17 protein-coding genes and 1 pseudogene are annotated in these 23,304 nt (G+C 71.4%); 10 read left to right on the top strand and 8 right to left on the bottom strand.

The annotated features are described in order from the left end of the window. The 4 genes and pseudogenes from D7X99_RS03445 to D7X99_RS03460 form a co-directional block, all read right to left on the bottom strand. Positions 1–236 (bottom strand): annotated as a pseudogene (locus D7X99_RS03445) (energy transducer TonB); the annotation flags it as partial. A gap of 15 nt (positions 237–251) precedes the next feature. Further along, positions 252–689 (bottom strand): biopolymer transporter ExbD, encoded by a 438-nt coding sequence (locus tag D7X99_RS03450; RefSeq protein WP_121755850.1) that lies wholly within the window; start codon positions 687–689, stop codon positions 252–254. A gap of 3 nt (positions 690–692) precedes the next feature. Continuing rightward, the gene (locus tag D7X99_RS03455; protein WP_120581012.1) at positions 693–1,385 is read right to left on the bottom strand and encodes a MotA/TolQ/ExbB proton channel family protein; all 693 of its coding nucleotides are present in this window, start codon (positions 1,383–1,385) and stop codon (positions 693–695) included. 215 nt (positions 1,386–1,600) lie between these two features. After that, complete coding sequence (locus D7X99_RS03460; RefSeq protein ID WP_121776462.1) at positions 1,601–2,593, bottom strand: aldo/keto reductase family protein; 993 nt, start codon at positions 2,591–2,593, stop codon at positions 1,601–1,603. Positions 2,594–2,751: 158 nt separating this feature from the next. Here D7X99_RS03460 and D7X99_RS03465 point away from each other — a divergent pair, with 158 nt between their 5' ends. The 10 genes from D7X99_RS03465 (at position 2,752) to D7X99_RS03510 (ending at position 17,816) form a co-directional block, all read left to right on the top strand. Next, positions 2,752–4,311, top strand: a complete 1,560-nt coding sequence (locus D7X99_RS03465) for a hypothetical protein (protein WP_121776463.1) — start codon at positions 2,752–2,754, stop codon at positions 4,309–4,311. Between the two features lie 19 nt (positions 4,312–4,330). Next, a complete protein-coding gene (locus tag D7X99_RS03470) occupies positions 4,331–5,329 on the top strand; it encodes a MoxR family ATPase (RefSeq protein ID WP_169832339.1) in 999 nt (332 codons plus the stop codon). Next, on the top strand, positions 5,322–7,112 hold the full coding sequence (locus D7X99_RS03475; RefSeq protein WP_121755847.1) for a hypothetical protein: 1,791 nt from the start codon (positions 5,322–5,324) through the stop codon (positions 7,110–7,112). Before D7X99_RS03470 ends, D7X99_RS03475 begins: the two co-directional genes overlap by 8 nt. Further along, complete coding sequence (locus D7X99_RS03480; protein WP_121776465.1) at positions 7,109–8,095, top strand: ABC transporter ATP-binding protein; 987 nt, start codon at positions 7,109–7,111, stop codon at positions 8,093–8,095. Before D7X99_RS03475 ends, D7X99_RS03480 begins: the two co-directional genes overlap by 4 nt. After that, positions 8,092–9,618, top strand: coding sequence for an ABC transporter permease (locus tag D7X99_RS03485; protein WP_171805511.1), 1,527 nt, complete (start codon positions 8,092–8,094; stop codon positions 9,616–9,618). The genes D7X99_RS03480 and D7X99_RS03485 overlap by 4 nt, the downstream gene beginning before the upstream one ends. A gap of 5 nt (positions 9,619–9,623) precedes the next feature. After that, positions 9,624–10,475, top strand: a complete 852-nt coding sequence (locus D7X99_RS03490) for a DUF58 domain-containing protein (RefSeq protein ID WP_199756316.1) — start codon at positions 9,624–9,626, stop codon at positions 10,473–10,475. Beyond that, positions 10,472–12,205, top strand: a complete 1,734-nt coding sequence (locus tag D7X99_RS03495) for a BatA and WFA domain-containing protein (RefSeq protein ID WP_121776468.1) — start codon at positions 10,472–10,474, stop codon at positions 12,203–12,205. The genes D7X99_RS03490 and D7X99_RS03495 overlap by 4 nt, the downstream gene beginning before the upstream one ends. Beyond that, positions 12,202–14,943 (top strand): VWA domain-containing protein, encoded by a 2,742-nt coding sequence (locus tag D7X99_RS03500; protein ID WP_121776469.1) that lies wholly within the window; start codon positions 12,202–12,204, stop codon positions 14,941–14,943. Before D7X99_RS03495 ends, D7X99_RS03500 begins: the two co-directional genes overlap by 4 nt. A gap of 1,785 nt (positions 14,944–16,728) precedes the next feature. Then, positions 16,729–17,421, top strand: a complete 693-nt coding sequence (locus D7X99_RS03505) for a hypothetical protein (RefSeq protein ID WP_233605269.1) — start codon at positions 16,729–16,731, stop codon at positions 17,419–17,421. 47 nt (positions 17,422–17,468) lie between these two features. Further along, the gene (locus tag D7X99_RS03510; RefSeq protein WP_233605268.1) at positions 17,469–17,816 is read left to right on the top strand and encodes a response regulator transcription factor; all 348 of its coding nucleotides are present in this window, start codon (positions 17,469–17,471) and stop codon (positions 17,814–17,816) included. Here D7X99_RS03510 and D7X99_RS03515 read toward each other — a convergent pair. From D7X99_RS03515 to D7X99_RS03530, 4 genes are read right to left on the bottom strand one after another with little or no spacing between them, the layout of a single operon-like run. Next, a complete protein-coding gene (locus tag D7X99_RS03515; RefSeq protein WP_121755857.1) occupies positions 17,799–18,779 on the bottom strand; it encodes a DUF4438 domain-containing protein in 981 nt (326 codons plus the stop codon). The genes D7X99_RS03510 and D7X99_RS03515 overlap by 18 nt on opposite strands. 16 nt (positions 18,780–18,795) lie before the next feature. Further along, positions 18,796–19,893: a hypothetical protein gene (locus D7X99_RS03520; RefSeq protein ID WP_121755856.1), complete on the bottom strand. Its 1,098-nt coding sequence runs from the start codon at positions 19,891–19,893 to the stop codon at positions 18,796–18,798. 59 nt (positions 19,894–19,952) lie between these two features. After that, on the bottom strand, positions 19,953–21,944 hold the full coding sequence (locus D7X99_RS03525) for a hypothetical protein (RefSeq protein ID WP_121776470.1): 1,992 nt from the start codon (positions 21,942–21,944) through the stop codon (positions 19,953–19,955). A 21-nt stretch (positions 21,945–21,965) separates the two neighbouring features. Further along, positions 21,966–23,270, bottom strand: coding sequence for a hypothetical protein (locus tag D7X99_RS03530; protein WP_121776471.1), 1,305 nt, complete (start codon positions 23,268–23,270; stop codon positions 21,966–21,968). Positions 23,271–23,304 lie beyond the last annotated feature (34 nt).

Genomic DNA, 23,304 nt, shown 5'->3' on the forward strand with positions numbered 1-23,304 from the left:
GGCTTGGGCTCCTCCGGCTTCTCCTCGGGAGGCGGCGGGGGCGGGGGCTTCTGCACCTCCACCATGACCAGCTCCACCGGCTTCTGGATGGACGCGAGCTTGCGGCCCTCCAGGGTGGAGAGGAACACGAAGGCCACCCCGTGCAGCGCGAGCGACACGAGGACGAACACGAGCAGGAACCGCGTGGAGCGGTCGCGCTGGGGCAGGGAAGAGGATTCGAGGACCGCCTGGCTCATCGTTGCGAAGCCTCGTCAGGGCGTGGCGGGCGCGGTCCGGGCAGGGCCCGCGTCCTTCTCGATGTTGAGGGCGAACTTCGCGATGCCCTGGCCCTTCACCACGTCGATGAGGCGCATCACGCGGCCGTAGGCGAGCGTCTGGTCCGCGCTGATGATGGCGCGCGTGTCCTTGTCCTTGGCCACGGCCTCCGTCACGCGGCGGGACAGGTCGGCTTCCGTCACCTCCGCGCCGTCGAAGTAGAGCTTGCCCTCCTTGTCGAGGACGACGTTCACCAGGCCCTGCACCGTCTCACCGCCATTGGCGGCGCGGGGCAGGTCCACCTCCACCGTCTCGCGGACGATGAAGTTGGCGGTGACCATGAAGATGATGAGCAGCACCAGCACCACGTCCACCAGCGGGGTGACGTTGATGCCTGAGATTTCCTCGTCGCTGTCGTTCGCGCCGCCGGCCATGGGCTAGTTGCCCCCCGCGGCGCCCGGCTTGCGCGCCTTCATGGCGCCCACGAGCGCGTGGCCCAGGGCGGTGGTGCGGCTGGTGAGCGTCTTCAGCTGGCGGTTGAAGATGTTGAAGGCGACCACGGCGGGGATGGCGACGGCGAGGCCCACGGCGGTGGCGACGAGCGCCTCCGAGATGCCGGCCATCACCGTCTGCTGCATGGCGCCGCCCTTGGCATTCATGGCGCCCAGGTCGTTGAAGGCCTTGATGATGCCGAGCACCGTGCCGAACAGGCCGATGAACGGGGCGTTGTTGCCCAGCGTGCCCAGGATGGACAGGCCGCGCTCGTACTGGGGGCGCTCGCGGGCGACGGTGGACGCGATGACCTGCTCCACGGTGTCGGGGCCCTGCTGCGCGGAGGCCAGGGCCTCGCGGATGACGGAGGCCTCCATGCCCTTCTGGTTCTTCACTTCACCGGCCACGGCGTCGAACTCGCCGCGCGCCAGGCGCACCGCCAGGGCCTCCGAGTTGGCCAGCCGGTGGCGCGAGAAGTACACGGCGCGCTCCAGCATCACCGCGATGGAGATGATGGACAGCGACACGAGCAGCCAGAGCACCCACTCGGCGCTGCCCAACGTCACCCCGAGCAGCTTGCTGCTCAACCATCCGAGTTCGGGTTGGGCCGCCTGGGCCAGGAGGAAGAAGGACGTCATGTGGGGAAAGCCCGGTTCAAGAGTGGGACCGCGTTAACGCGCGGCGCAGTCTCTTGTTCCCCCCAACTTAAAAGTCAAATGGAACGGGGTGGAGTTCACCCCGCTGTCGCGCGCCACTGGACGGGCGCGGCGAAACCAGGGCGCGGATGTCATATCCCAGGCACCGAGCGGGACGGGCGTCGGAGTGCCTGCCCGCCGGGTGGATGAGCGCGTTTTCAGGGTCGGCGGTTGGGGCTGGTGGTCTGCGCGGGGTCGCGCTCCACGACGGGGCCGAGGAGGGTGTCGATGCGGCGCATGAGCTCCGCGTCGAGCTTCACGCCAGTGGCCTTCACGTTGTCGAGCACCTGCTCCGGCTTGGACGCGCCGATGATGGCGGAGGAGACGCTCTTGTTCTGGAGCACCCAGGCGATGGAGAGCTGCGCCATCGACAGGCCTGCTTCCTGGGCCAGCGGCTTGAGCTGCTGGACGCGGGTGAGCACGTCGTCGGTCATGAAGCTGGTCATGAACTGCGAGCCCGGGGTGGCGGCGCGGGTGTCCGCGGGCGGGGGCTTGCCGGGGAGGTACTTGCCGCTGAGCACGCCCTTGGCCATGGGGGACCAGACAATCTGGCCCAGGCCTTCGGCGTCGGAGGTGGGGATGACCTTGGACTCGATGACCCGCCAGAGCATGGAGTACTGCGGCTGGTTGGAGATGAAGGGCACGCGCAGCTCGCGGGCGAGCTTGGCGCCAGCGGCGATCTGCTCGGCGGTCCATTCGGAGACGCCGATGTAGAGGGCCTTGCCCTGGCGGACGATGTCCGCGAACGCGAGCATGGTCTCTTCCAGGGGCGTCTCCGCGTCGAAGCGGTGGGCCTGGTAGAGGTCCACGTAATCCGTCTGGAGGCGGCGCAGGGAGCCGTGGATGGACTCGATGATGTGCTTGCGCGACAGGCCGCGGTCGTTCTGGCCGGGGCCGGTGGGCCAGTAGACCTTGGTGAACAGCTCATAGCCTTCACGGCGCTGGCCCTTGAGGGCGCGGCCGAGCACGGCCTCGGCCTTGGTGCCGGCGTAGACGTCGGCGGTGTCGAAGGTGGTGATGCCCGTGTCGAGCGCCGCCTTCACGCACGCGATGGCGGCGTCCTCCTCCACCTGGGAGCCGTGGGTGAGCCAGTTGCCGAAGGAGATTTCGCTGACCTTCAGACCGCTGCGACCAAGGAATCGGAAGTTCATAGGGGGCGGCACACTAACCGCCGCCTTTGGAGGTCCGCTCGGGTTTCGCGGTTTCTCGACAGCTGGAGTCGGACGGGCGACCGTCCACGGCGGGATTCGACCGTTCCCGGGCGTCGCTTGTGAACGGTGGGCTGGGTGTCCGACACTGGCTTCCACGCATGGCCGCCAGTGACGAACGCCGCTTCCAGTCTCTCGTGCTCGCGCCCATCCGGCGCGTGCAGCGGCGGCTCAACGTGGTCGCCTGGAGTGGTGCGGGCATAGCTCCTCTCTGGGCCATGGCCACCGCTTGCGTGCTGTCACGGTTGCTGCTGCGCGACCTGGCTGTCTGGGCCGTGCCTCCGCTCGTCATCGCGGGGCTGGCGTGGTGGCTTGTTCGTGCCCGTTCGCGCGGCGTGTCGTTGGAGTACGCGGCGGTGCTCGCGGACCGCTCCGCCAATGCCGGGGGCTTGCTGCTCACGCGGCTGGAGCGTCCCGTTGGCGAGTGGGAGCTGAGCCTCAACCAGTTCGCCCAGCAGGTGAAGCCTCCGGAGGTTCCCTGGCGCCGGCCCGTGGGCGCGCTCCTGGGTGCGCTCGTGTTCCTCGCCGTGGGGTTCCTCGTTCCGCTTCCGGCGTTGCGCACGTCGAACATCAACGCCGCCGCCGCGACCCAGGTCGCCGCCGTGCAGGCGCAGGCCGAGGCTTTGGCCCGTGAGGAGCCCCTGGGCCCCGATGTCGAGGAGGAACTGCGCCGGTTGTCGGAAGAAGTCGCGCAGGGCCGCTTCGACTCCGCGGATTGGGAAGCCGCGGATGCCCTGGAGCAGCGGCTCGCTGAACGCGCCTCCGAGGCCGCCGCCGAGCTCAACCGCGCCTCCGAGGCCGCCGCTGAACTGGAGGACGCGCTCGCCGCCGCTGGGAGTGCCGAGACCGCCACCCGTGAGCGTGAGTCACTGGAGCAGGCCCTAATGGCGCTCGATGCGCGCGCCAGCGGGAACCCCGAGGACTCCGCCGCCGGTGATCAGGAGGCTCCCGCGTCCGAGCAGAACTCGCAGGGGCAGGGCGCGGATGGACAGAACAGGGGTGATCAGCAGGGCGGCGACAAGCAGGGCTCCGGCGACCCGTCGGCCCGCGAGGCCCAGGCCCGTGCTTCCGCTCGCGCCCAGGCCTCTGGCTCTCCGGATCAGATCGCTGACCTGCGCCGCACACTGGAGCGGCGGCAGCAGTCGCTGGCCCAGCGCTTTGGAGAGGAAAACGCCTCACAAGGGAACCGCGGCGCCCAGGCCCGGCGTCCCACCCGGCGTCAGCAGTCCGGACAGGGACAGAAGGGCCAGGGCCAGAAGGGGCAAGGCCAGGGTCAGGAGGGGCAGGGCGAAGGTGACGGTGAAGAGGGCGACGGCGAGGGCCAGCAGGGCAATCAGCACGCGAGCCGGAACACGCGGCAGGGCAAGGGCGAGGGCGCGGGCGTGAGCCGGGGCGGGGAGAGCCAGCCGGTCGTCTTCGGCGGCGAGGCGGAGATGGATCCGAACCGGCTCGCGTTCCAGCCGCTGCCGGATGGCAATGGCGGCGATGCGGAAGAGTTGTGGGGCCTTCGCGCAGCGGATCCGCAGGCCCGCACGGGGCAGGCGGGGCCGTCCAGCGCGAAGGGCACGGGCGCGAAGGGCGATGCGACGGCGGGACCGACCTCCGGTCCGCTGCTGCCTCGCAACCGCGACCTGGTGAAGCGGTACTTCGGTGGTCCGTAGTCCAGAAGGGGGAAACGACGTGGCAGCGGAGCTTCTGAGTCCCGCCGAAGCGCAGGGCGCGGCGGACGTGGCGTCCCGGCTCAAGTCCGGGCTCAACCAGGTGATGCTCGACCAGGAGACGGTCGTCGAGCAGGTCGTGACAGCGGTGCTCGCCCGGGGCCACGTGCTCCTGGAGGGCCTGCCCGGCCTGGGCAAGACGGAGCTGTGCAAGGCCCTGGCGCGGCTGCTGGCGCTGCCCTTCCGCCGCATCCAGTTCACCCCCGACCTGCTGCCCGGCGACATCACCGGCACCTACGTGCTGGAGGGCGAATCGCGCCGCGACTTCGTCTTCCGCGAGGGCCCGCTCTTCGCGAGTCTCGTCCTCGCGGATGAAATCAACCGCTCCAGCCCCAAGACGCAGTCCGCGCTGCTGGAGGCCATGCAGGAGCGGTCCGTGACGGTGCTGGGCCAGACGCGGCCCTTGCCCGACCCCTTCTTCGTGCTCGCCACGCAGAACCCCATCGAGCTCGAAGGCACGTACCCGCTGCCCGAAGCGCAGCTGGACCGCTTCCTCTTCCGCATCCTCGTGCCGCCCGTGGGCGCCAAGACGCTGCGCACCCTGCTCACCACGCGCGTGCGCGGCGCGCCTCCCTCGCAGGAGCCGGTGCTGGACGCGGAAGGCCTGTCGCGCCTGTTCGCCGCCGTGGACCGCGTGCACCTGCCCGGCCCGGTGGCGGACTTCATCGGCCGGCTGGTGGAGGCGTCCGACCCGCGCCAGCCCTCCGCTCCGGAACCCGTGCGCCGCTTCGTGCGCTTCGGCGCGAGTCCCCGCGCGGCGCTGGCCCTGGCCGCCGCGGGCCGTGCGCGCGCGCTGCTCGATGGCCGGCCCAACGTGGGCTTCGACGACGTGGTGGCCGCCGCGCCCGCCGCCCTCAACCACCGCCTGGTGCTGGCCTACGAGGCGTCGCTGGAGAAGGTGACCGCGCCGGACGTGGTGCGCGAGCTGCTCAAGGCCACCCCCGAGGTGCCGCGTGGCTAGCCGCGCGTCCTGGGCCTTCGCCCTGTGCCTGGGGGTCCTGCTCTGGACGGGCCTGCCGGGTGTCCCCGGTGGGGCGGTGGCGTTCGCGACCCCACCGGTGGCGGTGGCGGAGGCAGTGGATGAGAAGGGGCCCCAGGGCAGCGGCTACCGCGAGGTGGTGGAGACGGCGGAGTCCTTCCCCCAAGCGGGGGAGCTCGGCGAGGGGGACCTCAAGGCCACCGTGCGCACCGCCACGCTGGTGCCAAGCCGGGGTTACACCCCCATCCAGGTGACGGTGCAGAACACAGGGGCACAGCCGCGTCCGGTGCGCCTGGTCATCCGCTCGCCGCAAGGCCGCGTCACGGAGCGCTCGTTGGAACTGGGCCCTCGCGAGCGGATTGTCACCTGGCTCCTGATGCCCGCTGACCTGCAGACGGGACAGCTGTCCATGGAATCTCCCGGGCTGTATCCCAGCTCCAAGGGCTTCTACCTGGATGGCTACCGGGGCTCGCGCGTGATGGTGCTGGGCGACGTGAAGGCCTTCGAACAGGCCACCGGCTTGAGCCGCTCGCAGGAGAACATGGAGCCGCTCGTCGCCGCGCGCTTCGTGGAGCCGCGCACCGCGCCGCGCGAGCTGGCGGCCTACGCGGGCTACGACGCGGTGCTGGTGGCGGTGCCGGCGGACCAGGTGCCCGACGACGTCTGGGCAGTGCTGGAGACGTTCGCCGTGACCGGCGGCAGGCTGGTGCTGGATCAGCCCCCCGCGAATCCGCGCCTGCGCTTCCCGCTGCTCCAGGATGAGAAGGCGGAGCTGTCGCCCTACGGCTTCGGCTCCGTGCGCCAGTTCCGCGCCTGCCGGACGCGGGTGCCGGGCTGCGGCTTCAGCCTCTGGGAGGACACGGAGCGGTCGTCGGCCGTGGTGGTGCCCGCGGGCCCGCCGCCCCGCTGGGAGCGCCACGACCTGCTCAGCGATGGGCGCTTGCCGCTGCTGTTGAGTGCCCGCGCGCCCGTGGGCCGCTTCCTGCTGCTCATCTTCCTCTTCGTGCTCGCGGTGGGGCCTGGCGGGTGGATGCTCGCGCGGCGCAAGGGGCCGCTGGCGGTGCTCATCGCCGTGCCCACGTTGGCGGTCCTCACGAGCTTGGGGCTGGTGGCGTGGTCCGTGCTGGTGGATGGCTTCAGCCTGCACGCCGCGCGCTACAGCCTCACGCTGCTGGACCGCGAGCGGTCCCGCGCGGTGACGGTGGGGCTCAACGCCTGGTACGCGAACCTGGCGGAAGAGAGCGTGCGCATGCCCGCCTCCAGCGTGCTGCTGGCCCCGGAGTCCCCCGAGGATCCGCCGCGCCTCCTGGACTGGACGAACGGGCTGGTGGTGAAGAACAGCTTCCTGCCTTCGCGCAGCTACCGCGAGTGGGGCGAGGTCGCCGTGGTCCCCTCGCGCGCGCGGCTGACGGCGCACAAGACCGACGGTGGCGTGCGGGTGCAGAACGCGCTGGGGGCTCCGCTGAAGGGCGGCACGTTGAAGCTGGACGGCCAGCGCTATGTCCTGCCGGAGCTGGCGGACGGCGCGGAGGGGCTGGCCCCGCCGGAGGAGGCGGAGGCCGGGGACGCGGACCTGCTGGGCCTGGAGCACGAGCCACGCATGCGCTTCCAGGACGCGGTGGCGCCCCTGATTCAGGAACTGGAGGACGGAACGTTCGTGGCGCGGCTGGGCGGGCGTGGCTTCACGCCCACGGCGGCGCTGGACGTGGAGCTGGAGGCCGCGCTGCACGTGGTGCGCGGCCAGGTCGAGGAGGCACGACGATGAGCCTGCTGGAGGTGAAGGGGCTGCGGCGCGACTACGGAGCGCTGCGCGCGGTGGACGACGTGTCGTTCACGCTGGAGGCCGGCGGCATCCTGGGCTTCATCGGGCCCAACGGCGCGGGCAAGAGCACCACGCTGCGCATCCTGGCCACGCTGGACGTGCCCACCGCGGGCACGGTGCTGCTGGACGGCACGTCGCTGGTGGACGCGCCGGACCGGGCCCGGCCGCTGTTGGGCTACATGCCGGACCGCTACGGCACCTACGACGACGTCACCGTGAGGGAGTTCCTGGACTTCTTCGCGCGCGCATACGGACTGAAGGGCGCGCAGCGCAAGCAGCGGGTGGACTCGGTGATGGAGTTCACGGGGCTGGGGCCGCTCTCGCACAAGCTCACCACGGAGCTGTCCAAGGGCATGCGCCAGCGCGTGGCCCTGGGGCGCACGCTGCTCCACGACCCTCGGCTGCTGCTGCTGGACGAGCCGGCGGACGGATTGGATCCACGCGCGCGCATCGAGCTGCGGGAGCTGCTGCGCGCGCTGGCGGATCAGGGCAAGGCGGTCATCATCTCCAGCCACATCCTCACGGAGCTGGCGGAGATCTGCGACAGCTGCGTCATCATCGAGCAGGGGCGCCTGCTGGCCCAGGGCAAGGTGGAGGACCTGCTGCGCCAGAGCGCGGGCCCGTCCCGCGTGTTGGAGCTGACGGTGCGGCTGGCGGCGCAGGGCGACGAGGCCGAGGCGCTGTGGTCTCGCACGGAGCGCACGCTGCTGGAGCAGCCGCGCGTGAAGGACGTGGCTCGCGAGGGCGCCGCGCTGCGCGTGCGGCTGGAGCTGGAGGCGGACGCGGGGCCGGCGCAGACGGAAGCGGCCGCGGCGGCGCTGCTCGCGGCGCTGGTGTCGCAAGGGCTGCCGGTGTGCGCGTTCAGCCCGCGCGAGCGCAACCTCGAGGACGCGTTCATGACGGTGACGAAGGGGAGGGTGGCGTGAGCACGCAAGCAAGTCCCGCGTCGGGCGCGGCCGAGTCCGCCCCCTCGCCGGGGGTTCCCTCCGCGGTGTCCGACCGTTGGGAGAACTGGGGCGACCGGCTCAACCCGCTGGTGGTGAAGGAGGTGCGGCAGGGGCTGCGCACGCGCGTCTTCTGGGTGAGCTTCGGGCTGCTGCTCGCGGCGTGCCTGGTGCTGTCGCTCATCGCGTTCGCGAACACGCACGACAGCACGTACACGCGCGAGGGGCGGTCGTACTTCTTCTCCTTCTTCGTGTGCCTGGCGCTGGTGCACTTCGGCCTCATCCCCTTCAACGCGTACCGTTCGCTGGCGCGCGAGCGCGAGGACGAGACGTGGTCGCTGCTGCTGCTCACGGGGCTGGGACCCCGGCGCATCCTGCGCGGCAAGGTGGCGTCCTTCCTGGTGCAGGCGGTGCTGTACGCGTCAGCGGTGGGGCCGTTCCTGCTGTTCAGCTACTTCCTCAACGGCATCGACCTGCCCACCATCCTGATGGTGCTGATGTTGGGCGGGGCGTGGATGGTGTTCCTCACGCTCGTGTCGGTGTGCGCGGCGACGGTGGCGGACAGCCGGATGGGACGGGCCGCGGTGCGGTTCGCGCTGGTGGCCGTGCTGGTGGTGACGTTCTTCCAGGCGCTGACGTTCGCCTTCGTGGTGACGAATGAGCGGGGCAGCGGGTTTTCGTTCGACCGGAACTTCTTCCTGGGGCTGGGCGCGGTGTTCTGGCTCCTCGTGTCGGACGGGTGGCTGGTGTTCGAGACGGCGGTGGCGCGGCTGTCGCTCGTGACGGAGAACTACACGCGCCATCCCCGGCGGGCGTTGGTGGTGCAGGTGTTCCTGACGTTCGTGGGGATGACGGCGGTGTGGTGGCTCATGGACCGGGAGGAGGACATCCCCGGGGTGATGGGCATCCTCGGAGGTCTGCACCTCATCTTCGCCACCCTCTTCATGGCGACGGATGTGGACGGGCAGTCGCGGCCGCTGCGCGCGGGCACCCGGGCGTGGACGCTGTTCAGGCCTGGGGCGCTGCGCGGCTTCCGGCTGTCGGTGCTGCTGCTCGTGGGGTGGGCGGTGGGGTGCGCGGTGCTGGTGTGGCTGGCGTCGGATGGCTCGAAGGGGAGCATGCGGTTGGCGATGTCACAGGGGGCGCTGGCGCTCTACGGGGTGCTGTACCTGTCGGTGGCGCTGCTGTTGGGGCGGATGCCGCGCTCGGGGCGATTCGCGTCGCAGGTGTCGGTGCGGTTGCTCTACGTCCTGGTGGGAATCCTGGGGGCCGGCGTGCCGCCACTGCTGGCGGTGTTCCTGGACCTGGAGGGGCGTGATGAGCTGCTCAACCTGCTCAACCCGATCCTGGGGACGCTGAACTTCGGCAAGTACGACTACAGCGACCCCAGTGGTCTCAAGATGCCGCCGGAGCTGCTCCTGTGCGTGGCGCTGGTGGCGTTCCTGGCGGCGTTCGCCGCGGACCGGGTGCTCGCCGAGCGCGAGCGGCGGGCCCACGAGCAGTGAGCGCGATGTTGGATGAGGCGGAGGTGGCGCGCCTGGCGCCGGGGTTGAGCCTGGCGCTGCCGCGCCTGCCGCAGCGGGGACGGGTGGGCGAGGTGCGTGCCACGTCCGCGGGCAGCGCGATGGAGCTGCACGACTTCCGCGCGTACCAGCCGGGGGATGACCTGCGGCAGCTGGACTGGAACGCCGTGGCGCGCACGGGGGAGCTGGTGCTGCGCGTGCGCCAGGACGAGGTGTCGCCGCGCGTGGAGGTGCTGCTGGACGGTTCACGCAGCATGGGGCTGTCGCCGCGCAAGGCGGCGGGGGCGCGGGAGGTGGCGCTGCTGACGGTGGAGGTGGGTGGGCGGCAGGGGCTGACGCCGACGCTGCTGTGGGGCGGGGCGCGGTCGGAGCGGGTACAGGGGCCGGCGTGCCGCGCGGCGCTGCGAGGGGCGGAGTTCGAGGCGCGGGATGACCTGGCGTCGGCGCTGGGGCGGCTGCCGCCGTTGCGGCCGTGTGGCCTGCGGGTGGTGGTGAGCGACTTCCTCTTCGAGACGGACCTGGAGGCGCTGTGCGCCCGGCTGTCGCGAGGAGCGTCGGCGCTGTTCCTGGTGCAGGTGCTGGACGCGGAGGACCTGGAGCCCTCGGGTGGTGAGGGCGCGCGGCTGGTGGACGCGGAGAGTGGTGTGGCGCTGGAGGAGTTGCTGACGGACGGCGTGCTGGCCGCCTACGCCCGCCGCTTCGCGGAGCACCAGCGTGCGCTGCGAAGCGCGGCGGTGCGGGCGCGGGGAGCGCTGCTCACCGTGAACGCGGCCGAAGGGTTGCGCGCGCAGGTGGCGGGGCCGCTGCGCGCGTTGTTCGTCGCGGGAGGCGGGGCGTGAGCTTCGGACTTCCCTGGGGGCTGCTGGCGTTGGGCGCGCTGGTGCCGCTGGTCGCGGCGTACTTCCTGCGTCGCCGGCAGAAGCCGGTGGTGGTGAGCGCGCTGTTCCTGTGGCGCACGCCGCGTCCTCGCGCGGAGGGTGGACCCCGGTGGGAGCGCTTCACGCGTGAGGCATCGCTGCTGCTGGAGGCGCTCGCCGTGCTGGCCGCCGCGCTGTACCTGGCGGACGTGCGGCTGGGGGAGAACGCTCGACGCCGTCACCTGGTGCTCGTCGTGGACGGCAGCCTGTCCATGTCCGCGCGGACTCCGGATGGCAAGACGGTGCTGGAGCACGTGCGCACGGAAGCCGCGAAGCGCGTGGAGTCGGAACGCGCGACGCACGTCACGGTGCTCGCGAGCGGCGTGGCGCCCCGGGTCCTCGCTGGACCGGAGGCCGATGCGTCGCGTGCCCTGGGCGCGCTGGAGTCCTTCCAGGCGCGCGGTCCGGACCATGACGTCACGGCTTCGCTCCTGTGGGCGCAGGAGCTGGCTGGCCCGGGCAAGCACGTGCACTTCTTCACCGACGCGCCGCCCTCCGAGGACACGACCGTGCCGCCCTCCGTGCGTTGGACTGCGCTGGGGCGCTCCCAGGGCAACGTGGCGTTGGTCTCCGCGCAGCGGCGCGACGAAGGCGGCCGGGCCACGGTGACGCTGCGGGTCGCTCGCTTCGGGGCGGGGCCTTCGGAGATTGATGCACGCGTGCGCGCGGCACCCGGACCGGGCGCGCGGGAAGGCACCGAACGCACGGAGCGCATCGCGTTGCCGGAAGAGGGCGCCGCGACCGTGCGCCTCACGTTTCGCGAGGCCGGCGACGTGGAGGTGTCCCTGCCGGACGACGCGCTGCCCGAGGACGGACACGTGCGCCTGCCCCCGTCCCCCGTGATGCCGGTGGCCGTGGGGCTGACGGAGGGCCTGTCGCCCGCGTCGAAGCAGGCGCTGGAGCGCTTCCTGGCCGTGTCTCCCGATGTGGCGCACGGCCCTCCTGTTCCCGGCGCGCCGGTGCTGTCCGTCGGCCCCGCGCGCGCGGAGGCCCGTGTGACGCTGGGCGCGGAGGGACCGCTGCGCACCTTCGTGGGGCCGTTCTTCACGGAGAAGGGCAGCACGCTGATGGACGACGTGCAGCTTTCGGGCGTGCGGTGGACGGCGGGCGCGAACCCTCCGGGCCGTCCGTTGATGACCGCGGGCGAAGCCGTGCTCGTGTCGGAAGAGGAGGGCGGGCGGCTGCACCTCAACGTGGACCTGGCGCGCTCCAACCTCCAGCGGACCACCGCCTGGCCCGTGTTGCTGGGCAACGTGGTGCGTGATGCGCGGCGGCTTCGCGAGGGCTTCCCCCGGCGTCAGCTCAACCTGGGCGAGTCGCTCTCCGTGGTGACGGAGGCCGGTGCACGCTACGCGCTGAATGGACCCGCGGGCCGCAAGCCCGTGTTTGGCGCGGGTGCGCTGAGCCTGCCCGCGCCCACCAGCCCCGGTCGCTATGTGCTGGAGCGCGAGGGCCGTGAAGTGGACTCGCTGGAGGTGCTGGCGCTGGATGCTCGGGAGTCGGACCTGCGTGGCCGGGGCAGCGCGGACGTGGCCGCGAAGGAAGCGGGCGAGGACTCGGAAGGGAACAGCGGCCATGAGCGCGCCCGCTGGCCCCTGGTGGTGCTGCTGGCCGCGCTGCTGGCGGACTTCTACGTCACGAGGAAGGCATGACCTTCACCCTTCCCCAGGCGTGGCTGCTGCTGTTGCCGCTGGGACTCTTCCTGTGGCGCTACGGCCGGAGGCCCGGTCCGCCCATGGTGCTGCGGTGGGCGCTCCTGGTGCTCGGCGTGGGCGCGCTGTCCGGGCCGGAGCTGCGGCTGGCGAACGCGGGCAGCGACGTGGCCGTGGTGGTGGACCGCTCACGCTCCATGCCGCTGGACGTGGACCGCGTGGCGCAGGAGCTCGTCTCGCTGGTGGAGTCCCAGCGCCGGCCGGGCGACCGCGTGGGGGTCATCACCTTCGGCCGCGAGGCGCGGGTGGAGTCCTCGCTGTCGGAGAGGAGCCGGTTCGGCGGTTTCACGCGGCCGGTGGACGCGGAGGCGTCGGACCTGTCGGCCGCGCTGGACGCGGCGGGTGCGCTCATTCCCCCCGAGCGCACGGGTCGGGTGCTGGTGGTCTCCGACGGCCGGGCCACGGGCGCGGATGCCCGGGGCGCGACGCGGCGGTTGGCGGCGCGAGGCATCGCGGTGGACTACCGGCAGGTGTCCCGGCCGGAGCCCGCGCTGGACGTGGCCGTGGTGTCGCTGGACGTGCCCGCCACCGTCTCCGTGCGCGAGCCCTTCCAGTTCTCCGCCGTGGTGCAGGCGACCTCGGCCGTCACCGGCACCGTGCGCCTGGAGCGCGACGGGAAGGTGCTGGTGAAGGGGCCGTACGACTTCAAGCCCGGGCCCAACCTGCTGCCCCTTCGCGACCTGCTGGAGGAGCCGGGGCTCGTGCACTACCGGATCACGGTGGAGGTGCCCGGAGACGGCGTCCCGGAGAACGACGTGGGCGTGGGCGTGCTGCGCGTGGAGGGGCCGCCGCGCGTGCTGCTGCTCACCGCGCAGCCCTCGGGCACGCTGGCGAAGGCGCTGACGGCGACGGGCATGACCGTGGACGTGAAGGCGCCGTTCCACCTGTCGCTGGAGGCGCTCGACGGGGTGGGCGTGGTGGTGCTGGAGAACGTGGACGCCAACGCGCTGGGCGAGACGGGGTTGAACGCGCTGGCGGACTACGTGGACCAGGCGGGTGGCGGGCTGGTGATGACGGGAGGGCGGTCGAGCTTCGGCGAGGGCGGCTACCGGCGCTCGCCCGTGGAGCCACTGCTGCCTGTGTCATTGGAGATGCGCGAGGAGCAGCGGCGCGCGTCGGTGGCGATGAGCGTGCTCATGGATTCGAGTTGCTCCATGGGCATGCAGGTGCCGGATGGGCGCACGAAGATGGAGCTGGCCGCGGAGGGCGTCACGGCGGCGCTCACGTTGCTCAACGGGAACGACGAAGCCTCCGTGCACATGGTGGACACGGAGCCGCATGAAATCTTCCCCTTGAGTCCGGTGAGCAAGGGCCTGCCGTTCGACCAGGTGGCGCGAGGCTTCAGCGGCGGTGGTGGCATCTACGTGGGCACGGCCCTGCGCGCGGGCAGCAAGGAGATCCTCCGCAGCGACAAGCCCACGCGGCACGTGGTGCTGTTCTCGGACGCGGCGGACTCCGAGGAGCCGGGCGACTACCAGGAGACGCTGGCGGCGCTGCGAGCGGCCAACGTGACGGTGTCGGTCATCGGCTTGGGAAAGCCCACGGATCCGGACGCGGACCTGCTGCGCGAGGTGGCCCGGCGCGGGGCCGGGCGCATCTACTTCGCGGAGGACGCCATGAGCTTGCCGCGCATCTTCAGCCAGGAGACGCTCGCGGTGGCGAGGGCCACGTTCGTGGACGAGCCCGCGTCGCTGGAGGCCGCGCCGGACCTGTCGCTGTTGGGACCGCTGCCGACGGCGGGCCTGCCGCAGGTGGGCGGCTACAACCTCACCTACCTGAAGCCTCGGGCGAACGTGGCGCTGCGCACGTTGGACACGAACGCCGCGCCGGTGCTGGCGCTATGGCCGCACGGAGCGGGGCGCACGGTGGCGCTCACGGCGGAGGTGGACGGCAAGTACACGGGCGAGCTGCGCGAGTGGGGCGCACTGAGGGCGACGCTGGAGGCGGTGGTGCGCTGGTCGATGGGGCGGCCGACGCCGAAGGAAGAGGCGGTGGTGCGCTCGGAGCGCCAGGGCAACCTGTTGCGCGTGACGTTGGACCTGCCTCCGGGTGAGCCGATGCCGGGCGCGCTGCCCACGGCGGTGTTGCTGGCGGGCGACGGGCGCTCTGGCGTGGAGAAGCCGCTGCACTGGGAGGACGAGGACCGGCTGGTGGTCGAGTACCCGCTGACGGGCAGCGGCACCTGGCACCCGGTGGTGAAGTGGGGCGGGCGCGTGTTGAGGGCGCCACCGGTGGCGCTGCCGTACGCGCCGGAGTTCGAGCCGGGCAGCGCGAAGGAGGGCCTCAAGCTCCTGCGAGCATTGGCGGCGGTGGGCGGAGGCCAGGAGCGGCTGTCGATGACGGGCCTGTTCGCGGAGGCGCCGGAGTCGGAGGGCCGCGTGGCGCTGGCGCCCTGGCTGGTCGCTTTCGCGCTGGCGGCGATGCTGGCGGAGGTCGCGGTGCGCAGGTTCCTCTCCGCGCCCCGAGTGCGTGCCGCACGCGAAAGGCCCGTGAAGGAAGCCAGCGCACGTGAGCCCACGGCAGCCCCACGTACGGACGTGAAGCCCTCCGCGACGACGCCCAAGCCTGTTCAGGAGGACCCCGCCGAGCAGAAGCCGGAGCCTCCGAAACCGCCCGCTGGAGTGGACTCCGCACTGGAGGCCGCGCGAGCGCGGGCACGGCGCCGCACGGGGCGCTGATCCGACTTGTTCAGGTGCGCGAGTACGCGCAACGGCGCCAGAGGTCCGCTGAGTGGCATGCTGTCTGGGGGCTGCGGGTCCACCTGGGCGGTGGAAACTTGTCCGACTGTCGGACAGGTTTGGAATCGCAGGGGGCGGGAGGTGCGTAGCAGGGGCCGGGGGGCCTGGCGGTCCAGGCCTTGCGGTGGGGACTGGGTGTCGTCCTGGGCGTGCTCGCGCCCCTCGCCGCGCGCGGCGCTGGACGCCTCGGCCGGGGGCACCGTCCACGTACTCGCGTCTGTTCTGAGCGCACGTCGAGAGCAGGCGAGCCAGCGTGGGGACAGCCTTCCGGGATGACCGCGCTGTCGTCCTGGGGGTTCCGCCGTGGCGCCTCCATCCTGAACTCAACCGTCGAGCCCGGCTCCGGGTCGAACTTCCCTGCGCAAGGGGGATTCCTACTGTGCGTGGGCAGGATTGTTCTCAGGGGAGGTTGCCGTGGCCGGTGATGATTCGGGGCGGAAGCGGAACCGTGCGCCCGTTGCCTCCCAGGGCGTGATGTCGCTCCTGGAGCGCTGGGTTTCCGACCTCGAACGGGATGCTCCCTTCTCGCGGGAGGATGCACCGGAACCACGTCAGCGCGCTTCCGGAGCCGCTGCTCGCTCTGGTGATGATCCGCACGATGACCTCGGCCCAGATGGCCGGACGACGCAGGGTGAGCCCTCTGCCTCCTCTCGCACGACCCGGGAGGAGATGCGTCCTTCGCGTCGTGGCTCCAGGCCCCCTGCTTACACGAGGGAAGACGGATCATCGGGGACAGCGAGTGCGCGGCTGCGTCCTCCTCGTCAGAATCCTGAACGTTTCGCCGAACCGGGGCCCAACCGTCATGCCTCGTCGCGCGCGACCAGGGGGGAGGGGCGCCCTGCGCGTCCTGACAGTGAGCCGTTCTCCGAATCGAGGCCCCGTACTCCTTCTGAATCCGAGGGCCCTGGCGCCGCACGTGAAGGCATGCGCCCTCCACGGCCTGGTTCCGGCACGCCCGCCGAGTCCGTGTCCCGACCCCGGATGCCGCAGGGTGGAGCCTCCGCTTCGGGTGAGGGAGTGCGCCCTCCACGTTCCGGCCGCAGTTCGCTCGCTGAGTCGGCGCCCCGAGCCCGGATGCCGCAGGGCGGAGCCCCCGCTTCTTCCCGCGCGGCCCGTGAGAAGCACCGCCGCGAAGCGACTTCGTTCGGCGAACAGGAATCCCGTGTCGATTCCGTTCACGCGGCGCGCGAAGAGCATCACCTTGAGACGGATCCGTTCAGCGAACAGGCGCCCCGCATGCCGGCGGCATCGGAACGCTCGGCCCGTGATGCAAATCGCCACATGAGGTCTGGCGCGGATCCGTTCACTGCGTCAGAGGCGGTTGCTGCTCGTTCGGCCCATGAGGTCAGCCGCCACGCTCGCTCTGATGCGGATCGATTCAGAGCGTCAGAGGCGGCCTCTGCTCGTTCGGTTCGTGAGGCGAACCATCACTCGCGCTCCGGAGCAGACCCCTTCAGGGAACCCGAGTCGACACCTGCCCGCACGTCCCGGGAGGAGAACGTCCACCTCCGCTCCGGAACCGACTTCTTCACCGAGTCTCAGTTCCGCGAAGCGGAAGCACAGGACTCGCCCTTCCGCGCGGCCCGTGAGGAGCTCCGGCTCCAGGGGCCCGTGGTCACCTTCCCGGATGGCGCTCGAATCGTCCTGGGCAACGAGGGCGGCAGGCCCATCCATCGCGGCACCGTCGCGGTGCGCGGGCCGTGTGCACCTTCTCGTGAGGAGGTCATGGGACCAGGCCTCACGGAACCCCAGTCCCGCGCCCTGGACTTCGTCCTCGCGTGGTTCGGGCACCCGTTCGACTCCGTCACCTCCGAGCCCCAGCCCGGCGGCGAGCCCCGGTGGGGCGCCTGGCCATTGTCAGGGCCCCTGCTCATCACCGCGCTCGTCCACTGGAAGCAGCACGAACCCGAGGCGTTCGACGCGCGCCTGGGCCGGCTGGGACTCGAAGCCACCCCAGCGCAGCCGGACGAAGCCGCCTCGCTGCGCCTCCTGGGCTCCAGGAACGCCGAAGGCCACGATGCCCTGGCCCTGATCGCCGAAGACCCCCGGCTGCTCGCGGCGCTTGCCCGGGCCGGCCGGGAGCGCGGCGCTCAACGGGCGCAGCTTGAAACGCTCGTCACGCACGTGCTGCGCCCCATGCTGGCCTCCTGCGCCCAGGCGGAGACGGCCGTGGACGCGCCCGGTGGACTCTTCGCTTCGGCTCGCGCGCTGGCCCTGCTCTTCCACTCCGAGCTTCGCTTCGGCCGCCGCGGCGTCACGCGGCTCGTGACGCTCGCACGCGAACGGCCGGAGCCACCCGTCGCGGGGGAGCACGCGGGTGAACGCCTCGCGGAGGACCTGCGCGCCACCGGCCGCTCGCGCGAAGCCTCCGAGGTCTGGCGCATCCTCACCTCTCCCGAACTGGCGGACCCCTCCTAGCGCGCGCCATGCGGACGCCTCTTCCTCCCGGGAGCCATGTCCTCCTCGTGGTCCCCGACCCTGGCGCCCCGGTCGCTCTCCAGGAGCAGAACCGCGCCCTGGCCGGCGAGCTCATCCTCAACGGCCAGCGCTACCACCTGGTGCCCGCGGAGCCCTCCGCGAGCCCCGCGACGGCGCCCGCATCCGACGTGCGGCTGCTCACCTCGCGCGAGCTGCAGGTCGTCTCGTGCGTCTGCGCGGGCTGGGGCAACAAGCAGATCGCCACGAAGCTCAACATCAGCACGTGGACCGTGGCGGCCCACCTGCGGCGCATCTTCGTCAAGCTGGGCGTGGACACCCGCGCCGCCATGGTGTCGCGCTGCCTGGGCGCGGTGTCCCTACCTCCGACCTCGTGACGGACCGCGCGCAGGCGGCGCCACGCTCTGGCGCAGCCCCAGCACGAGCGCCACGTTGGCCTGGGGCCGGCACACCAGCCGGACGCACTCCCCCGGGCAGATGAGCAGCGGTGTCACCCCGGGCCCGTGCCCCGCGACCTTGCTGTCCGAATGCACCACCACGCCCACCGTGATGACCCCCGCCCGTCGCGAGGGCCCGAAGCGATAGTCCAACGGACACACCGCCACCAGGTCCCCCAGCCGGAGCGCGTTCAGCCGGTGCTTGCGCACCAACCGCGCGTCCGACAGCTGGATGTCCAGATCCCCCAGCACGCCCTCCGAACGTCCGAACCCCGAACCCATCAACTCCGCGGGCACCGTGTGCGTCACGGGGACCACCAGCCGCCCGCGCTCCGTCCGCACGCCCCAGCGCCGGAGCAGCCGGGGCGACAGGTTGAGCGCGCGCACCTGCGGGAAGTCCGGCAGCTCCAGCCCCTGGCCGTACGCATCCAGCTGCACGCGGTCGCCAATGCACAGCCGGCGCTTCACCGCGGGCGGGAAGTCCACGATGACGTGGTTGATGCCGCCGTGCTTTCCCACCACCGTGCCCACCGCGCCCCTCGCGGGACCGCTCGTCACGCGCGCGCGGTTTCCCACGCACGCATAGAACATCAACGCCCGGTTGGAGCCGCCGCGCTGGCCGACGTCGTCCTTCCCGGTGTTGTGCAGCGACACACCCGCTTCCATGTGGTCCGCCGCCAGCCCCACCGCGCGGTCTCCCACGCGGCGGTTGAGCACGATGCCGCCGCTGCCCGGCACCAGCCGGGGCACCCCATCCCGGCCCATGCGGTAGGGCGACGCGCGCACGACAGGGTGGGACACCTGGCCCGCCACCGCCGAGGCCACCATCCGCGACACGTTGGTGCGCGGCGCCGAGGCGGCCCCCATGCCCGCCTCCATCAGGGGATGCAGCGGGATGTCCATGCCGTGCCTCCCTCGTTCAGCGAATCGCCGGTGCGGGGCTGGTGATGCCCAGCGTCTGGCGCAGGGTGGGGGACACGCCGCGGAACGAGCGGCCGTCCGGCGTCATCCGGTACGCGGCGATCCACTCTTCCGCCACCGGGCCCAGCGGCATCACCTCCGTCTGGAAGTCCCTGAAGTCGCGCGTCTTGAACGGGTTGTCCGCCACGAAGTTGAGCAGCAGGCGCCCCGCGTCCGCCATCTTCGAGCGCTGCGAAATCTCCCCCGCGCCGCCCAGGTAGCGCTGCGACACCACTTCAATCACGTCCCACTTGGTGTTCGCGTCGAACGCCTTCTTGATGTCTGGAGTCTCCATCGCGTCGAGGATGGTCTTGAGGTACTCGCCCACCTCCACCGTGAGCGCCAGGATGTTGCCGTAGGTGGCGCGGTCGATCTGCCAGCGGATGTCCGTGCCCAGCCGCTGGATGGTGGCCTGGCTCGCGAAGGGCCGCTCGTTCAGCTGCTGCGAGCCGCGGATGACTTCACCAATGAGCAGGTCGCGGAAGTACTGCGCGATGGCGGACACGAAGGCGATGAACTCGCGGTGGAAGTTGCGGAACATCACCGCGCCCGCCGGCGCCGCCAGGCTGCCGTAGTTGAACGCGCGCCGGTACGCGAGCTGCCGGTCGCGCGGCTTGTAACGCAGCGGTTGGTGCTTCTCCATCAGGTACAGCGCCCGCGCGCCGGGGCCCCGCTGGATGCGCATGCGCCCGTCGTGGAAGAGGCGCAGGAGCACGCCCGCCACCTGGAACACCTTCATCCGTTCGTGCTGGTAGATGTAATAGAGCTCCGCGGTCGCGTGGAGCTGCGTCTCGATGACGGACTCATCGAAGTCCTGGACGAGCAGCGGCCGGCTGATGGAGTCGAAGGAGGGCGCTCCGTCCTTGCCCAACCCCATCAGGTCCGAGAAGAGCGACGCCGTCGAGCCGTCGGAGGCGCTCGCGAGCAGCTCCTCCTCCCGGAGCGAGAGCTGCTTCTGCAACTCCGTGCGCTGCTCATCCGACGTGACGTTGGAGAGGACTTCCCGCTTCCACTGCGAGAACAGCCGCTGAAGGGCTTCTGCCGTACCGATGCTCATGGCATGCCACCTGGGTCAATGACGTTGAAGGAAAGGGTTTCAGGCCCGTGCGAGCACGCTCATGGCTTGCGCGCGTGGCGGACGTGGCGGCGCGAGTGGCCCGACTTGGCGTGCCCGTTGGGCGGCGCGGGCTGTCCGTCCGAACCGTGCCGCCCCTTGCCTGCGATGATGCGCTCCACGGCCTTGAGCTGATCCGAGAACGCCGTCTCCAGCTGACGGGCCAGCTCCGGCCCCTGGGCCTCCAACTGCTGCTTCACGTCCGTCATGATGCGCGACCGGCTCTTCTCGATGAGCGAGGCCACGTCGTCCAGGCTGGCCCCGTTGCCCGCCGTGGCGGTGGCGGGCGCCGCCCGCTCGCCCGGCTCCGCGTCCATCGGGTGCTCCACGGCCCCGGGGTTGATGCGCGGCTCCAGGTCCTTCTCGATGCGGTCCAGCGAGACGCGGATCGGCGGAGGCACCGTGAAGGGCTCGCCGGTGTTGCAGTGGCCGCCCTGGGGGAAGCCGTACTTGTGGTTCCGGTCGTCCTCGATTTCCTCCGCCTGGCCGGGCGCCTCCTGGGTCAGCGTGTTCGCCAGCTCCAGCGAGTCCTCCTCCAGGCCGCATTGCTCCCGGAGGAACGCCGGGCTCACGTTGAAGACGTCCACGTTGTCATCCAACTGCTCAATCATCTCCTCGTGGAGGTCCACGCGGTTGCCGCCCGGCACCACGGCCTCGTCGTAGTCCAGCAGGAACAGGTCGATGATCCGGTCGATGTGGTAGAGCTTCCGGTCCAACCGGGCCAGCTCCTTCCAGAACTCCACCGACGTGCTGGGGTCCATCAGCAGGTCCTCGATGAGCTCCTGGGTGTCGTTCCGGTCCCGGAACTTGTCGTTCAGCTCCTGCTCCTTGCCCGTCAGGTCTCTGAAGGTCAGCGGGACGGGGAGCACCAGGTTGAGCAGCCGCGCCCCGGCGTTGGGCCGGTCGAACGCGTCGATGAACAGCGTCAGCGCTTCCGTGAAGGCGGCCAGGGGCGCGGAGGCTCCCTGGACCTTCGCGTTCAGCGCGACGCCCCGGCTGCTGCCGCCGGAGTTGGAGAAGGCGGTGATGGACGTGTCCAGCAGGCTGCCGGCCACGTCCCGCAGGCGCCGCAGCTGGATGAGCTCCACGGGCACCGCGGACGCGATGCCGCGCATGTCCTCTGAATTCTGCCGGGGCGTGTGGTTCAGGAGCACGTCCAACAGCCGCGACATGGCATCCGGCCGGGCGATGGCGCGCAGGTCCGACTGCCCCCGGGCGCGCAGCTGATCCAGCAGCTTGCCGTAGGACGCCTGGCCGTCACCCCAGTCGTCGTAGCCCTCCTGGATGGAGGTGGCGGTGAGCTGCTCCAGCGAGTTGATGAGCGCCTCGCGGCGCTGGCGCAGGTCCTGGAGCGCCACCTGGAACACCGTGCCGCCCTTGTCGAAGCCCGCGCGGAAGAGCGCCTCGCCCGCCAGGATGCGCAAGAGCGTGGCGTTGTCGTCGATGGTCGCCGCGAGCCGGCCGAACTCCTGGACCACCGTGGGGTTGACCATGCCCACCAGGCGCGCCACGCGCGCGGTGTCCCCCAGCTTGCGGATGGAATAGAAGGCCCGGTCGCGCGACACGGGGTCCACCGCCATGTTCGCCGCGGCCTCGCCCTCGTCCACCTCCGCGAGGATGGAGTCGCGCCAGCCGCATATCGGCGCCTTGAAGTCGCGGTTGGAGGCCAGGTTCACCGCGATCTCCAGGTCGTCCACCAGCGCCTTGCGCTCCTGGCGGAACCTGCGCTGGCCCGGCGAGTCCAGGGTGCCATTCATCATGGCCATGGCCGGCTCGGGCATGGCCGAGACGCGGATGGGCTGGCCCTTGCTCTCGTCGTCCAAGCGCGCGGCCGTGGTCGGGTAGAGCTTGCGCAGCGCGCCCACCACCGCCTTGGGGTCACGCGCGTCGGACACGCCGAGCTGACGGCGCAGGAACTCGTCGAACTTCGACTTCGCGCTCGAGGCCAGCTCGATGGATGCGGCGGGGCTTCTCCCCTTCACGTTCTCGTACATCGTCCCTCCCTTGAGGTCCTGTCATGCGGCCAGGGTGACGCCCACGCCCGGCATCCGCGCGTTGCGCGTGCCGAGCTTCACCAGATGATTGAGCACCGTCCGAGAGATGCGCTCGGGCGAGGCCAGCCTCCGTTCGAGCGCCTCGCGGCTGGCGCTCACCACGTGGCGCGGCGGCAGCCCCGGCGGGATGTGCCCGCGCGCCAATGACTCCGCGCCCCGGTCGATGCGCTCCTGATCCGACGGCCAGAACGGCACCACGTCCACCAGCGCGCGCTGCGCCAGTCCCCGGCGGGGCTGGAAGGCAATCTCATCCACGACATGGGGGATGAGCCGCGCCGCCGTGACCAGGAGCAGCTTGGGGATGCGCGCGGAGGGCAGCCGCGAGCGGTACAGCTGGTCCCAGTTGTCGCGCACGTCGCAGGCCCGGCGGATGAAGCCCATGCGCCGGAGCATCTCCGCCTGGATGAACACCCGCAGGAACGGCGTGGGGTGCGCGCTGAGTGGATGGAACGTCAGCACCCGTGACGCCGGGTACGCGAGGAAGTCCTTCATCGAGTGCACCGACGCGGGCCCCCCGAGCAGGCACGCGATGAGGTCCGCGAAGATCTCCTTGTGCCAGCGGCCCCACAGGCGCGTGAGCCACGGGTTGCCGGTGGCGTGCAGCACGCGCCGCTGGAGTGCCACCTGCGTCTCCTGCCAGATGCCCAGGTCCGCCTGCAGGTTGTGGCCGATTTCGTGGAGGATGACGCCCATCCCCCATGGCGCCTCCACGCGCTCGTAGGGCACGCGGATGAGGGGGAAGGGGTTGCGCTCCCCCAGCAGCCGGCTCAGCAACACGCCGCGCCGGAAGGTGGCCGGGGAGAAGCCGTGCTCCAGGTAGGTGAGCGGCTTGAGCATGGGGCCGTCCATCAGACCCGGCGAGGCCTGGCGCACCGCCTGGAAGCAGTCCACCGCGATGGCGTCGCAGGCCGCCAGCGCCGGCGCGAACCGCGTGCCCCGCTGACTGAAGACGTCGAAGAAGAGGCCGTAGGCGCGGCGGGCGCGGTCGATTTCACGCTCCAGGAGCGCGTTGCGCTCCAGCACCTCGTCAGGCGCGGGAGGGACGCCGTCCAGCCGGCCGTTCAGCCGCGAGAGGGCGCGGCGCACGTCGCGGTCGATTTCGCCCAGGCGCGCGTTGGCCGCGGCGAAGTGCGCGGCGGAGGGGGCGTAGGGGACGTCCCGGGGCCGGATGCCCACGTCCTGCGGCGTGAGGCGCGACAGCCGCCCCGCCCGGAACGTGATGCTCTGGACCTTGGCCCGCAGGAACCGCTGAAGCGTGTCCGCCATGTGCCCGCCTCCCCCTTGCCGCTCACGCCCCCGG

The organism is Corallococcus sp. AB032C (assembly GCF_003668935.1).
In the GTDB taxonomy this organism is placed as follows: Bacteria; Myxococcota; Myxococcia; order Myxococcales; family Myxococcaceae; genus Corallococcus; species Corallococcus exiguus.